This is a genomic window from Mangrovimonas sp. sgz306409, from assembly GCF_059735265.1.
Genome location: NZ_JCAPEU010000006.1, coordinates 217,633 through 234,065 on the forward strand (window position 1 = coordinate 217,633; position 16,433 = coordinate 234,065).

A 16,433-nucleotide genomic window follows, 5' to 3' on the forward strand; every position below is an offset into this window, starting at 1 on the left:
TGATTAGCTAATTAATTGATATTCAGAATATAAATTTATCATTTTACAACGATAAACTCAACTTTATTTTGCTTGATTCTTGTACTTTTTGCCGCTTCAGGTACCAAAGTTAGTTTTGGAGTCAAAGTATTTTTCTCTGTTTCCGCCATTTCCTTGTAATCGCAAACCACTTTAAAATCAGAAGCTTTTATTTCATTGAACCTGTTCAAAGGCACATAATACAGTACCGTTACGGCTTTGGGGAAATAGTTTAGCGTTAAACTTTTGGGAACATTGATCATTGTAACGGGCACTTCTATAGCACCTTCCGTAAATTTCACAACTTCAGAAGAAACAGTCACCTTAGGTGTTGATAGTTTCAACTCCCCATCTATTTTCGGAATTTTGATTGAAATTGGCATTGTAAAACTTGCATTCACATCCTTTAAAGCCAGAGGTTCTGTTGATAGTTCCATAATTCCATTCACAATGTTTTCTGGCCCTATAACGGTTACTGAATCTGGCTCAACCACCAACTTCTCCAACACATCATAGCCCACTGTATAGGAAATATTGGCATCCAACTTAATTGGGACTTTTTTGGTATCCAAAGTCTCAAAATAAAAATTCAAGGTATCAGGCTTCACAGAAAGCATCTCCACCTTTTGTCCTAACATAGATTTAATCTTATGCGAAGATTTGCTTGCAATCCATGAATAATGGTCTTCGTTATAATACAAATCTGATTCAAAATCTATTTTAACAGGACGATTGAAGAAGATTAAAGGTAAAAGATTGAACCCGTTGGAAGATATCACAGCATTAATTTTTTGCTTTTTCTTCTCAAGCAATACTTTATTTTCAGGCACCTTTTCAAAAGACACATTAAAAGCAACTGTTTCAGTATACTTTCCTGAAAGCTTGCCAACAATCAAAAACAAAAACGACAACAGAAGAAAAAAGCCAAAGACATTGAGCTTTTTGTTTCTTATTGATTCTAACAGTTTTGATCTTAATTTATTCAGCATGTTTAAAAAATAAATGAGGAAAAGCCACTTCTGGCGTTTTTCCAAGTACCCTCAATGCAATGGTAGATTTTAGAAATCCATAACCATATCCAAAAAACTGAACCGCTACAGCATACATGGATTTTAGAGCTACTTCCAAACTCTTCGTTTCGAAAAGGGCTAAAAGAAATGCTATGAAAAAATACGCCAGATAAGCCAAAATTCCAAAACTATAGCCAAAAAGCCACAAAATAACAGCTCCAACAAATCCTAACATAAACAAAGTAGGGAACCAATAAGTAAGCTTTGATGTTTTTGGATGCCATGAATTTAAAATCGGTCTTACTAAACCAAACTTATGAACTTGAGTATAAAACTTAGACCAAGAGATTCGTCGTTTATGATATACAAAAGCATCCTCTATTAATGCGGTTTGAAACCCTAAATTTGTCAATCTAATTGAAAGATCTGGATCTTCACCAGGATGAATAACTCCAAATCCACCAGAAGCCTCAAATGCTTCTTTGGAAATTCCCATATTGAAACTTCTAGGCTGGAACTTTCCAACCTGTTTCTTCCCTCCTCTAATACCTCCAGTGGATATAAAAGATGTCATCGCAAAATTGATTGCCTTTTGGAGTGGCGTAAAGGACAAATGTGCCGTATCTGGCCCGCCAAAACAATCCACGTAATTCTTTTGCAAATAAGAAAATACCTCTTTTAAATATTGGGAAGGTAAGACACAATCGGAATCTAAAATGATAAAATAATTGCCCTTAGCCCGTTTCATTCCATAATTACGGGAATCGCCTGGTCCCGAATTAGGCTTCAAAAAATATGTTATATCTAAAGAATTGGCATAACGCTCAACCTCCGCTTTACAATCGATAGAGGAGCCATCTTCTACAATCACAATCTCAAAAGGATCATGGTATTCTAACTCGGAAAAACTCTCCAATAATTCAGCAACCTCATCAGGCCTGTTGTATACAGGTACAACAAATGAAAAAGACAGTGTATTCATACGATACAAATGTAACCAAAGAAAATATAATACATCCCTCAAGGGAGATTTTAAAACAATTTAGCCCCTGCCTTTCTTATCCTATTCCAGTCTAAAATCCTCAATTCATAACAAAAGATTACTTGACTTATTTGTAAACGAAACACCCTATTTAAATAAAAATCCTTAGTCAACAATTGACTAAGGATTTTAACAAACTATTACTAATAACTAACTAAACTTACTGTTTTAGAATTCTGAAGGTTTTAGTTCTGTCCAAAATAGACGCTTGAACTAAATAAGCTCCAGACTGTAATGTTGATAAATCAACTTGGCTACTCATTTCATTTGGAGACAACTTCATTACTTGTTGCCCTAACGAATTAAATACTTCAATAGTATTTATTTTTGATGGAGATTTTAAGTTAAGAACATCCTTCACTGGATTAGGGAAATAAGTTAATTCTTCAATTGGATCTTTTACATCTTCTACATCCAATGTAAACTGCCCTACGGAAACGTTGTCCACATACCATGAATCTCCATTATTCTGAATTCTTACAAAAGCAATATAAATAGACTGCCCATCAAAATCACTCAAATCAATAATCTTTTCTTCATACACCGTTCCCACATCATTTAATTCATCTTCATCCCATGTCTCCAAAGTAGTGAAATCTGCTGGTGCTGTTTGAGACCCCGTAGAAACTCTAATTTGATATACTGTCCCCCAATCTTCATCAAATTCTTGACGTGTAAAAAATCTCAACTCCGCATTTGTAGCGTTGGTTAAATCTATTTGACTAGTAACCATCCAATCTTCTGTGTCAAATTCTGCAGCTTCGAACATTATGTGAGCCGAATTGCTTCCCTCATAGGGATTGCTTTGGTTCACAACCCAATCTTGAACTCCCGATCCACCAATATCAAATACAGCCCAATCAGCAGGAGGAAAACCATCTTCAAATCCTTCAAAAAAACCCTCAAAAGTTTGAGCATTAGAATGAAAAGTAAATGAGAGGGAAAGAATTGCAATCCATAAAAAAGTAGTTTTTTTCATATCATTAAATTTAATCGATTAAAGCCTTTTAAAGTTATACATAAAATACTTAATATCAATTAGTTAGATTTTCAATTCGATAAAAGACTAATTTTCCCGACCAAACACTTACCCCAAGATCAACCTAAAAATCTCAAAAACAAGATCTTTCGACCTACAGAATCCAAACATAAAAATTACACGAGTCACCTTTTGAAAAGAAAAAAGAGGCTTAACAAGCCTCTTTTTTACAACTATTAATTATTTATAACTACTGCTTAACAAGCCTAACGGTCTGAATAACATTATCGACTTCCACCTGAACAAAATAGGCACCGGATGGCATCGTAGCCATATCAATAGTACTTTCCATTGAAGCTGGATTTACTTTAAGTACTTCTTGGCCTACTACATTGAAAATAGTAACGTTTTGAATATTCGAACCCGCCTGAAGAATTAACACATTTTTTACAGGGTTAGGGTAATATTTAAACAATGGCTCGTTCTCTTTTTCATTTAAAGCCAAGGTAGATGAAGACCAAACTTTCAAATTAAACGTTGGCACAGTTTCAACCACATCAGAATAGCTATAAACTCTCACATAATAAGTATTCCCCGGAATTAAATCAAATTCCATTATTTCCGGATTTTGACCTATATCCTTGCAACTAATATGTTCCAATGCTCCACAAGTGCCTCCTAGCAACTCTACAATACCGTTGAAATTGTCTTCCAAAGTAATGTTAACTTCTGAAGTTTCAGCCACAAACGAATACCAAACATCATCATTGGCTGTTCCTTGCAAGCTATCACACTCAGGAGCTTCAACTCCTGAATCTGTCGCGCCTTGTACCGTACCACTGGTCGCCGAAGCACTAGAAGCACTTGCAATGTTTAGTTGATGAGCTACCATAATAGCCGACTCACAGTCATCATTACTTGGTGGACAGTAAAAATTAAGTGTTCCTAAATTGGTGTTACATGAAGCGTCTTCTCCATGTCTTAATATCAAGGTTTTGCTATCTCCATTGGCAAAAGGCCCTATTTGAGTAGTTCCTACTCCTGAAATAATCCAAGTTAAGGTCCCATCCGTGATATTTGGATTGCCATTCCCTAAATCAGTTATATCAATAGCTATGAAAAACTGATTATTACTACAATCTGGCACTACTGTAGCAGAACCTTGAGGAGGCACACAACTGCCCTCTACAATGTTAACCGTAACATCTACTGTGACACTTTTTGAGTTATTATTACAAGGATTGGCAGCATTCTCTTCGCTATAGGCAGAAACAATACGCATTCTATGTTCTCCCAATGAAGCATCTTCAGGCATCATAAAAGAAGCGTCCACAATACTTACTGGTTCAAAATTAGAAGATCCCGTAAAAAACAACTCAGAAGCATCAAACTCTAAATCATCGTTAAGGTCTATCCATAAATTCACATTGTATGCCCATGTTGTAAAAAATTCAATTTCAATGTCTGCCATTGTATCTTGACTTAACTCCGCAGCTATATTGGTAAAGTCTTCGTAACTATTGGCACCTGTACTTTCATACAACATCTCCCCTACACTCAAACTCCCGATACCATCATTGTCAACACTTACGGGATTGGATTCACAATAACATAATGATGTATTGGTTGTAAATACACTTTCCGTACAACCTGTAGACTGTCCAACAGAGTTATAAGCTATAACCGATACATAATAAGATGTGTTTGTTTCTACCGACGATACGGTATAAGAAGTTGACAAACCAATGTCTTCAGTATTTGCCAAATCGTTTCCTCCAGAAGTGGTCCCTAAGGTTACATAATACCCTTCAGCACCGGCAACATTCTCCCAAGTAACCTCAAAGTCATAATTACCGCAATCATCCAAATCGGCCGTAAGCTCAGGACAGGCCGGCAAGGAAGCCGTTGTAAATGAAGCCTCTGAACATCCTGTAGCATTTCCATTGGCATTATACGGTGTAATGCTTACGTAATAGGTCGTTCCTTCCTGTAAATCCAAATCATAGGACAATACATTACCCACATCATAATTATCTAAGATTTCGGTACCACCCGAGGTTGCACCAACAGATAACAAATAACCTTCTGGGTCCCCTGAGGCTTCAGTCCAAGCAAGATTTGAAAGAAGTGATACCCCTGAATCTCCATCTACAGGAGAAGTTAACGCAGCATCACAGATTGGAGGCAAACTCATCTCAAGCCCTCCTAAAATTACATTGGTATAGCCCGCAACTAAAGTACCTGATCCGTTAAAAGTTGATGGATCTGGATTTGTACCATCCGTCTCATAATACAAACTTCTAAATGAAGTTGCGTTAGTCATTCTACAAGAATTACCACAATCGTAATCCAATTCGTTTTCATCCACGGCAATTAACAAATTATCTGCATTGTTATAATTAAAAGGCGTATCCAATACAATTTCCATCCAATTGCCATTGCTTGGGTAAGAAACGGTTCCTGAAAATACTTGGGTTAAATTGTCAATGAGCTCCCAATCTGTAGTAGACGAAAACGCCGATTTAGCTGTATGCCCCAAATAAATAGTCCAGTCTGAACTATTACTATTCTCTCCACCCGACGTATTAAAGTAAAAAGACAAAGAAGTAATTTCCCCAACAGAATTAATTTCTGTTTGATAGATTATTTGTTGACTATAGCTATAGTTGTAACAACTTGAAACGGGTAATTGTGAAGTGGTTCCAACACCATCTCCTATTGAAATTTGTGCAGTTGCAAAAAATGTTAAAAGGAAACAATACACGGTCCACAGAAATGTAATTTTTTTCATGTAGCGTTAGAATATTAGTTTAGTTAAAAGGGTTTATTCAACGATAGTCTTGCATTCAGACACCTCAAGAGTTATCAAATACAGCTCCATCGTTTAAAACCCAAATATACCGATAAAATACGTTTTTTCCTATATTTTCCTATAGCTTCCTACATAATTCGCAGTACCAAAATTTCGTCCTTAAGCATAAAAAAGAGAGGCATCAACACCTCTCTTTTTCAAAAACCTAATATACAATCGGTTACCTTTTAACAATTCTGATAATTTCAGTTTTGTTATCAACAGTAACTTTTACAAAATAAGCTCCAGATTGCAGCTGAGACATCTCAACATCACTTGATACTGAATTTGGAGCAACCTTCATTACTTCTTGTCCTAACATGTTCACTACTGTGATCATTTCAATATTGTATTGAGAATGAATTGATAATTTATCATTTACAGGGTTAGGGAAATAACTTAAAACGGACTCAGAGTTGTGTTCATTAATTCCTAACACCTGATTGGTTGATACCTCTAAACAAAATGTTCCTACTCTAGATGAATTATATCCAGATACCCGAACAAAATAAGTTTCTCCCACATTGACTTCAAAATCCTCTATAAAAGAATTCCAACTGGAACCATTACTTAAAATTTCAGTCCCACTATCATTATCACAGTCCTCCTCTACCAAAGCACCACAATTACCAGAATACACCGCTATTTCAGTGTCCACATTTGTTCCTCCTGTAAAATCTGTTGAAATATTAACTGAACTAGTTCCTTCCGGTACAGTAAAAGAAAACCAGACATCATTTTCCCCATAATCAAAACATTCTGCTTCACCAAGACCTGAGTCCGTCGCGCCCGTATTATCTCCGTTATTATTAATTCCGTCGCAATACCCGGCATCTACATTTATTACAACTGCTCCTTCACATTCATCATTAACAGGAGGGCATGAATAATTAAAGTTATCTAATTCAAAATTACAGTCTGTGTTAGAATGAACAGCTGAAATAGTAACCTCGGTGCCATTTGGATAAGGTCCAAAGTTGTAAAATGGCTGAGACTCAGATATTGTTTGTTCCTGACTCCCGTCAGATAATGAGGTCAAATCTCCAAATTCCGTCACTGCAACATCTATATAAAATTGATTATTATCACAATCAGGAACAATTGCCGCTACAAGATTGGCCGGAGTACAGGTAATATAATAACCGCAAAGATTAAAAGTTCCTTCTTCATCATTACCATAATCATATACTTTAAGATAATAGATTTCCCCTACTGTTAAACCCGAAATTTCCCATGGCCAACCACTAGAAAACTCAGTACAATCCAACTCGGTAAAATTACCTGGTGTTCCCGAATAAATTGCACCAGCAACGGACGTTAGACCAGAAACATTAGAAACATTTAATGTAATCAATGCTGCAGGCGCCTCAATGGTATACCATAAATCTCCTCCGTCGTAGTCCCCACAACTTGGAGTACCCTCACCTGAATCTGTAGCTGACACATTAGATATCCCGGTAATAGTATTGTCCCCACAAGCAGTTCCAATGTCTAATGTTAAAGCTATTGCTGTTGATGGCAAATCATTATCTGGAGGACATGTAAAGTCATAACTTCCCACTTCAAAATCACAATATTCATCGGTATGAATGGCATCGATGTCAATCTCGGCACCACTTATATAAGGACCAAAAGTGTAAGTTCCAATAGCAGTAACATCAATCGTAGTTGTACCATCTGACAACTGCAAAATATCCCCTTGATTAGTTACTTCAACCTCAATTGAAAACTCTCCATTATCGCAATCTGCTACAATTGTCCCAGAAGCATTTCCTTCCAAACAAGGCAACGTTCCTACACAAATGTCAAAGTTATTATATTGAATAGTGCCATACCATCCATAAACTCTCACGTAATAGGTTGTTCCTACGTCTAGACCTTCCAAAATTAAATTATTAGGGTCGCTATCATCAACAAATACTAGAGCCTCGCATCCTGCTGTAGCATCATACACGGCCATTCCCATATCAACGCTGGTACTAGTCCCGCCTCCTTGATTCTCTACATTACTAATTTCAATTTCATGAGCCGGATAGGTCGCTACAAATGAAAACCAAACATCGGTATTAGGAGTTCCTGTAACATCATCTTCCTGTGCAGATTCAGTAGCTCCTAATGTAGTCCCGCTTGTTACTATGGTACATTCCAAATCTTCATTGACAGTCAAGGCAATCGCACCGGAACAATCATCATTTTCAGGAGCTGTAGGAAGCGTGGAAAAAGTATAAGGACCCGCCCAACTACTAGTACCATCAGACTCACAATCGGCCTGTACATAGAAATCATATTCGGTAAACGGTGTTAAATCGCTTTTGGCAAATCCGCTGGTAACACCTATATCAGTTGGTGTTCCTGTTGCTGTTTCTCCTTCCAAAACCACTTCTACATTATACAAAGAAGCTGTTCCATTTTCGATCCAAGATAACACAGCACTAGACGTAGTAATATTTGAAGTTGCTAAGCCTGAAGGCACTAAACAGCTAGGAGCATCTGGTACCGTAATCATTAAAGAAACTTCCAATTCAAGTTCGGGAGTATCTGGTTCCCAGCCGGAACTCACATCGTTATTGGAACCATCATCTGGACTATTTCCACCATTATCATTAAGTACTTCACCATACGCTGTAATTGATATTAAAGTACCGTCCCAACTATCTGCAAACTTATCATAGCAGTTTACATAGTATACTCCAGGGGAAAGCTCAATATCCTCATTTATCAATCCCGCTCCGTTGGAATAAGTTCCATCTCCTTGGCCCCAAACCTGGGTGCCACCTCCATTTATTTCAGTGGTAACATTTACCCATTTCTCCGAGGAATAATCACCTCCTGATGTTGTAATATTGATAATACTTTGGGCATTAGCAAAAGAAAAAAAAGTTAAAAATACTGTTAAAAAAAGGAATGTAGTTTTCTTCATAAAAATTTGTTTTTTAGGTTATTGCTATGTTAATTTTTTGCAAATTATTGCTTTAATAATTTACCTACAACCACTAAAACACTTAATCGCTTAAACACCGATTACTTGGATAAAGTGTAAAATAAATTACACAATAAAACCAAGCGTTATATATTTAACAATATTAACAGTCTTTGAAACTTCTCTTAAGAGGATTAAACCACAAAAAAGAGCCCGTTTGGGCTCCTTTCTTTTGAAGTACATTTATAAAATTACTCCTTTATAATTCTTATAATTTCCGTTTTGCCATCAATACTTACTTTCACAAAATAAGCACCAGATTGCAGTTGAGACATCTCAATTTCAGTAAATACTGAGTTTGGAACTACAGTCATTACTTCTTGACCTAATATGTTAACTACTGCAATCGTTTCAATGTTACTTTGTGAACGAATTGATAACTTATCATTTACTGGGTTTGGAAAATACTTAAAACTAGATTCTTCCAAATGATCAACAATAGATAATGTTGGGCTAAGGGTTGCTGTATCAGGACTGCTTACATCGATGGTAAATGGTCCTTCAGAATTATCACCAGTCCCAGAGTAATGTCCTATATTCACATAATACTGAACGCCTGCGTCTCCCGTAAAAGAAACGGACTCCCCATCTCCAGAATATCCTGAATCACTACTAGTAACACATGTAAACTCTCCACAAGTACCAGAGTACACAGCCAATTCTAAATCCCAACCGGTTACTTCTGAAATATCAACTTCAATAGTTCCACTCTCATCAACCATAAAAGTGTACCAAACACCGTCATTCATTCCGCTACCACAACTTCCAACAAAACCATCATTATTGGTTGCACCAACCGCATCTTGGCTAAAACTATAAGGTAAGCTAGATACCAGAAAGGCTGAGGAGCAAGCATCATTTTCTGGAGGACAGTTAAAAATATAAGTTCCAACTTCAAAGTCGCAAGCTTCATCTGAATGTACTGCTGAAATAGTAACTTCTTCACCGCTAGTATATGGTCCAAAATTATACAATGGTTGTGATTCAGAAACCGATTGAGACTGAATACCATCTGTTAACGTTGCCAAATCTCCAAAATTAGTAACCAAAACATCTACATAAAACTGGTCACTATTACAATCTGGCACAGCTGTTCCTAAAACCTCGGCAGCAATACATGTTAGTTCCATAATTTCAACTGTGTAGTCATGAACTTCTCCCCAGCCGGATGTATTACAAGGCAGGGGTTGAGAAGAAAACCTATCGGCAACTCTCATTCTATAAACACCCGGTGTCACTGACTCTGGAATGGTAAGTGTTCCATTGGTTGCTGAATCAACATCATACCCCATACTTGAACCAACAGCAACCAACTCTAAAGACCCGTCGGAATCGTCAAACTCTAAATCCTCATTAAAATCAATCCATATCCTTACATTTTGACTATCATAAGCATGTCCAACAACATAATCATAGGTTGAGTTGTTATAAAGGGTAATGGTCATATCTGTAAAATCACCATACGAACCTTCAGAACATCCAGTTCCTAAATGGCTGAACTCCACTGCCGGAATTTCAAAATTGTTTATTTGATCCCCATCGCCACAACCATTAGGAAAAATAGGCTCACAGTAACATTGCGTTTCACTGGTTGTTAACATAGTTTCTAAGCAGCCTACCGACTCTCCTACGGAGTTATATGCAGTAACTGTTACATAATAAGCAGTACTTATTGTAGGCTCTGAAATAACATAGGATGTGTTTGTACCGTTATCAACAGAATCTGCAATATCTGCGCTTCCTGAAGAAGTCCCCACTGTGACATAGTACCCGTCTGCATTACCAATTTCAGACCAAGTGATATCAAAATTATAGTTTCCACAATCATCCATAACGGTTGTGTCTACAGGACATTCTGGTAAAATTGTAGTCGAAAAGCTCTCCTCGGCGCAATCAATAGCATTTCCTATGGCATTATAAGGAGTAATGGTAACATAATAAGTAGTTCCTGCTTCCATAGTAACATCATAAGTCAATACTTCTCCAACATCTACACTATCCAAAACATCTGTACCTCCTGAACTCGTTCCCATGCTAATTAAATACCCTTCAGGCAAACCTGTAGCAGCACTCCAACTAATACCATTCAAAATATTAGCATCCGTCTCCCCGCTTATAGGACTGGTCAAAACGGAATCACAATTGGGCGGCGATGTCAATGTAAACGAAACGCCTAGTGTAAGACTAAACTCTAAGAAATCCCCTTGAAACCATCCATCTGTATCCACAAAAGTTAAAGTTATGGATGTAAAGCTCGTAACATCTAAATTTAAAAAACTATCTGAGCATACTTCTACGAGGGAAGTTCCATCAGCAGTACCACCTACAACCTCTAGGTTAAAGGCATACCACCCAGGGCAATTGCCACCTGTTACAGCATCGGTAATAGATATAGCTTCAATCTCAGCACTTCCGTTTACTGTAATATCTTCTGGTAAAATTGTAAGTTGAGGTTCATCTAAATCTACCCCTGAACCAGAAAAGGTTTGATCAACTGTTACTTGTTGTGCTACACCTATCCAAGAAAAGGCAAATCCACAGAATAACATTAATGTAATTTTTTTCATAAATCGATTAGTTTTTTAGGTTAAAAAATTGAAATACAGATAAATGTATCAATATATTTCCTCCTAAACTAACCTCACAAAAACATAATCGACATACAATCAACTAGTTACGATAAAGCGCAATAAATTAACATTTTTATTACATATTTAACAATTTTTAATAAGTAAAAACCAATGGTACACATAAAAAACTCACACAACAAAATCCTTATAATCAACGAATTACTAAACTTTTCTGAAACAAAAAAAGGCGCTAAATAGCGCCCTTTCATTAATATATATTTTTCTTTCTCTATTGCTCCTTTACAAAAGCTTCCATCACTTCAGCACTCACACCCATGTTACTAAAGCCTCCATCGTTGTATAAGTTTTGTAAGGTCACACGACGTGTTAAATCACTAAACATAGCCACAGTATAGTTGGCACAATCTAGAGCCGTTGCATTTCCTAGTGGCGACATTTTATCGGCATAGGCAATAAATCCGTCAAATCCTTTTACTCCTTGTCCTGCAGTAGTAGGTGTTGGAGATTGTGAAATAGTGTTTACTCTAACCTTTTTGTCTTTTCCGAAGAAATACCCAAAACTTCTAGCAATACTTTCCAAATACGCTTTGTTGTCGGCCATATCATTATAATCTGGGAACACACGCTGTGCTGCCATATAAGAAAGGGCTACAATACTTCCCCACTCACTCATGGCATCGTTTTTATAAAGTACTTGCATCACTTTATGAAAAGATACTGCAGATACATCCCATCCTTTATGTGTGAAATCGTAGTTTTGGTTTGTATAGTGGTTGCCTTTACGTACGTTTACCGACATACCAATCGAGTGCAATACGAAATCAATTTTACCTCCCAAGATTTCCATTGACTTGGCTACCAGATTTTCTAAATCCTCTAAATTGGTGGCATCGGCAGGAATAATTTCAGAACCTGTTTTTTCAGCCAACTCTTTAATTTGTCCCATGCGCATTGCAATAGGTGCATTGGTCAACACAAAGGTTCCTCCTTCTTCGTGAACACGCTCTGCGGTTTTCCAAGCAATTGAATTCTCATCCAATGCTCCAAAAATAATCCCTCGTTTTCCTTTTAATAAATTATATGACATGGTATTTATTATTTAGTCAATTGTTGTTTTTGGTTTTGTGGGGCAAAGATACTATTAAAATGAGAATTTCCTCTAATTCAATAATTGTTTTGCATGTTCCAATGCCGAATTGGATACATCTATGCCTCCTAACATTTGTGCGATCTCCACAATACGTTCATCATGGGTCAATCGTTTTAATTGTGTTTGGGTGACCTCATCAATATCGGTTTTAAACACTTTATAATGTGCATCTCCCTTTGCAGCTACTTGAGGTAAATGTGTAATGGTAAACACCTGCATGGTTTTACTCATTTCTTGCATAAGTACTCCCATTTTATCTGATATTTCTCCAGAAACCCCTGTATCGATCTCATCAAACATAATGGTTGGCAATTGCTGATATTTACTCAATATAGACTTAATCGCCAACATAATTCGAGAAAGCTCTCCTCCCGAAGCCGCCTTTTTTAGTTCGTTAAATTGTCCTCCCTTGTTTGCCGAGAACAAAAACTCCAAATCATCCTTACCATTACTATAAAACTGTTTGGACAATTCAAGTCCTATTTGGAATCTAGCATTTGGCATTCCTAAAACAGACAATAGCTTTTCCAACTGTTTCTGAAGTTCGGGAATAGCAGTATTTCTGCTATTGTGCATTTTAAGAGCAAGTTCATTTAAATCCTTTTCGATAGCTTTCTGTTCTTGCTCCTTTTTAGAAATGACATCGTCCAAATTTTGGGTGATATTAACCTTTTCCTTTAAATCATCCCTTATAGCAATCAACTCCCCTACATTTTCAGCAACATGCTTTTGCATCAAATTATGGATCAACTGCAACTTGGTATTCACCACGCCCAATCTTTCTGGATCTGCCTCCAACTGATCTTGTAAGCGCTCTATTTCAACAAAAACATCATCAAGTTCAATTACCGTGCTATTGACTCTTTCAAACAACGATTCATAGCTTTTAGAGTAAGAAGACAACCTAGACAATTGATTTTTAATTTCTGTCAAACTTGGAATTACCCCAACAGTTTCATCAATCAACAAACCATGCGAACTTCCTAAACGCTCACTGATTTCCTCAATATTGTTAAGGGTTTCGTATTCTTCTTCCAAAGCCTCCATTTCACCATCAATCAAATTGGCCTTTTCCAATTCTTCCAACAAAAATAAATTGTAGTCCAACTCTTTGGCAGCCTCAATTTTTTGTTGGTTAAAATCATTCAACTCACGTTGAACACCTTTATAGGCTTTCAGCTTCTTGCAATACTCAAGAATCACCTCTTGATTTTTGGCCAAAGCATCTATGACCTGAAATTGAAATGAATCATCCGTTAACTGAAGCGTTTGGTGCTGCGAATGGATATCCAATAGATACACTCCCAAAGTCTGAAGGTTCCCAAGAGTTACTGGGGTATCATTGATAAATGCCCTAGATTTCCCAGAAGGCAAAATTTCCCTTCTAATTATAGTTTGAGGTTCGTAATCTAAATCCTCCGATTTAAAAAGGGCCTTCAAATTATAATTGGTGATATCGAAAGTAGCCTCGATGACACATTTTTTGGATTCATCTTTAATGCTGCCCAAATCGGCTCTTTTTCCCAAAATCAACGAAAGCCCCCCTAAAAGGATGGACTTTCCCGCACCGGTTTCACCGGTAATTATAGATAAGCCGTTATTGAATGTCACATTCAGTTCATCAATCAGGGCATAGTTCTTTATTGAAAGATTTGTAAGCAAACGGAAATGTTTAAAATTAAACTATCAACTGAAATCGGGTATGACCACAAAGGATCAATAACTTATGTTACGCCATTTTGAGGCGTAGGTTGGTGCAATTCTATTAAGAGAAGATACCACGTTGGTGATATTCACATTTGGTCCATCACTAAAGATTTCTTCAATCTCATCAGACTTGGCATCGAAAAACACACGCATCAAAAAGGAATTGGGTCTTTTGTTATGTAGCTTTTCCAAAGTCCCAATAGCCGTAGCAATCTCCTGCTTTCCTTTTTTAGGGTTTTCATGCATCACGTCCAAGCCATTTCTGTGGTAATTGTACATTACTTCCCTGAATTGTTCAAAAGTTGGAGACATTAGGTTATCGATCAACACAAAACGGGATTGCGTACCATCTTCAAGTTTCCATCCTTTAAAGTTTTCCTGTTGTGAATAATTTAAAATGGTTTGTACCTGTTTAAAATACTCATCACCTCCATTAAGTTCAAACGTATCGGCATCCATCCCCAAAATCATGTAGATATGATAGGTCAAAACCGAAACCAAGTTGGATTCATATTGATTTGGATTGAATACCAAATTTTGGAATTCCAAATACTGAAACGTAAAGTTTCTATCATTAAAATTATAAACCGGCGTACTATACGTTGAATTGAATACAGGTCTTGAAGATTGTACTTGTATGGAAGCCTGAAACACATCGGTATCATAATCTGCAATGGTGATGATCATGCTACAGTTAATGCGTTCCTGAGGTTTAAAGTCCTTGTTGGTCCAAGTAGTATTGTTGACAAACTCTGTTAATTGTCGCTCCAAAGTTCTAAACACCTGAACGTTTTCGTTTCCCGTTTTTTGTGCATTAACCACCAAATTACAGTTAAGTTCCTGGGCATAGCCAGACACAAAAAAGGCAACAAAAGTAATTACAAAAAAGACTCTATGCATTGAGTTGTTTAATTATTAGGTTCATTAAATCGCCTGCCACTTCGGCCTTCGATTTCAAGTCTTGACTCAAGACTTTGTTTGTATTGGTAATAAAAGTAACTTTATTTGTGGAAACCCCAAAACCTGCACCTTCATCATTCAGGGAATTTAGTACTATGACATCTAAATTCTTGGATTCCAACTTGCCCTTGGCGTGTTCCAATTCGTTATGGGTTTCCAAAGCAAAACCAACCAAGAATTGATTCTTTTTGATTTTCCCCAAGGATGCCAAAATATCTTGAGTACGTTCCAACTCTATACTAAACGTATCGGCTTTCTTTTTTATTTTTTTATCGGCTACATATTTTGGACGATAATCGGCCACTGCAGCAGATAAAATTGCAATATCAACATCTTTAAAATAGTTGTGGACTTCAGTGTACATCTCAGCCGCACTGAAAATTTTGATAAGTTTTATAAATTGATGGTTGACCGTTTCGTGTGTTGGTCCTGAAATTAAAATCACCTCAGCGCCCAAATTGGCCGCAGATTTTGCAATTTCAAAGCCCATTTTTCCACTGGAATGGTTCCCAATGAATCTTACAGGATCAATAGCTTCATAAGTAGGTCCTGCTGTAATAAGCATCTTTTTCCCTTTCAATGGTAAACCTTCCAAAATATCCCTTTCAATGAAATCTACAATATCTTCTGGTTCTGCCATACGCCCCTCTCCTACCAAACCACTGGCCAGCTCTCCGCTAGTAGCAGGAATCATAATATTCCCAAAACTATTCAACAAATCGAAAGAGCGTCGTGTAGTAGGATGTTTGTACATGTCCAAATCCATTGCTGGCGCAAAATACACAGGACACTTGGCTGACAGATAAGTTGCCATAAGCAAATTGTCGCAGACACCATTGGCCATTTTAGCCATGGTATTGGCCGTAGCTGGGGCAATAATCAAGAAATCTGCCCACAGCCCTAATTCTACGTGATTATTCCAAACAGCATCATCTTCATCATGGGTAAATGATGAATACACAGGATTTTTGGATAAAGTTGAAAGGGTTAAAGGTGTAATGAAGTCTTTAGAAGCAGGCGTCATGACGACCTTTACGTCTGCGCCTGCTTTTATAAATAACCTAACAAGGTTTGCCGTTTTATAAGCGGCAATACCAGCAGTAATGCCTAGAAGTACCTTTTTGCCACTTAATACCGACATTATT

Annotated in this window: 10 protein-coding genes; all 10 read right to left on the reverse strand. The window is 37.0% G+C overall.

Annotation, left to right across the window (positions count from 1 at the left end; all coding sequences use genetic code 11):
* Window positions 1–38: 38 nt before the first annotated feature.
* Complete coding sequence (locus tag AC6I5C_RS12050) at window positions 39–1,007, reverse strand: CdaR family protein (RefSeq protein WP_497905360.1); 969 nt, start codon at window positions 1,005–1,007, stop codon at window positions 39–41.
* Window positions 997–2,010, reverse strand: coding sequence for a glycosyltransferase family 2 protein (locus AC6I5C_RS12055; RefSeq protein WP_497905361.1), 1,014 nt, complete (start codon window positions 2,008–2,010; stop codon window positions 997–999). The genes AC6I5C_RS12050 and AC6I5C_RS12055 overlap by 11 nt, the downstream gene beginning before the upstream one ends.
* 220 nt (window positions 2,011–2,230) lie before the next feature.
* Complete coding sequence (locus AC6I5C_RS12060) at window positions 2,231–3,049, reverse strand: choice-of-anchor J domain-containing protein (protein WP_497905362.1); 819 nt, start codon at window positions 3,047–3,049, stop codon at window positions 2,231–2,233.
* Window positions 3,050–3,299: 250 nt separating this feature from the next.
* Complete coding sequence (locus tag AC6I5C_RS12065; RefSeq protein WP_497905363.1) at window positions 3,300–5,840, reverse strand: T9SS type A sorting domain-containing protein; 2,541 nt, start codon at window positions 5,838–5,840, stop codon at window positions 3,300–3,302.
* Window positions 5,841–6,081: 241 nt separating this feature from the next.
* Window positions 6,082–8,820 carry a T9SS type A sorting domain-containing protein gene (locus tag AC6I5C_RS12070; protein ID WP_497905364.1) on the reverse strand — a complete coding sequence of 913 codons (2,739 nt, stop codon included), beginning with the start codon at window positions 8,818–8,820 and terminating at the stop codon, window positions 6,082–6,084.
* A 251-nt stretch (window positions 8,821–9,071) separates the two neighbouring features.
* Window positions 9,072–11,447 carry a GEVED domain-containing protein gene (locus AC6I5C_RS12075; RefSeq protein ID WP_497905365.1) on the reverse strand — a complete coding sequence of 792 codons (2,376 nt, stop codon included), beginning with the start codon at window positions 11,445–11,447 and terminating at the stop codon, window positions 9,072–9,074.
* Between the two features lie 292 nt (window positions 11,448–11,739).
* Window positions 11,740–12,558, reverse strand: coding sequence for an enoyl-ACP reductase FabI (locus tag AC6I5C_RS12080; RefSeq protein ID WP_053977588.1), 819 nt, complete (start codon window positions 12,556–12,558; stop codon window positions 11,740–11,742).
* 72 nt (window positions 12,559–12,630) lie between these two features.
* Window positions 12,631–14,283 carry a DNA repair protein RecN gene (recN, locus tag AC6I5C_RS12085; RefSeq protein ID WP_497905366.1) on the reverse strand — a complete coding sequence of 551 codons (1,653 nt, stop codon included), beginning with the start codon at window positions 14,281–14,283 and terminating at the stop codon, window positions 12,631–12,633.
* A gap of 54 nt (window positions 14,284–14,337) precedes the next feature.
* Window positions 14,338–15,228: a type IX secretion system protein PorD gene (gene porD / locus AC6I5C_RS12090; RefSeq protein ID WP_497905367.1), complete on the reverse strand. Its 891-nt coding sequence runs from the start codon at window positions 15,226–15,228 to the stop codon at window positions 14,338–14,340.
* Window positions 15,221–16,429 carry a bifunctional phosphopantothenoylcysteine decarboxylase/phosphopantothenate--cysteine ligase CoaBC gene (gene coaBC, locus AC6I5C_RS12095; protein ID WP_497905368.1) on the reverse strand — a complete coding sequence of 403 codons (1,209 nt, stop codon included), beginning with the start codon at window positions 16,427–16,429 and terminating at the stop codon, window positions 15,221–15,223. The genes porD and coaBC overlap by 8 nt, the downstream gene beginning before the upstream one ends.
* Window positions 16,430–16,433: the final 4 nt, after the last annotated feature.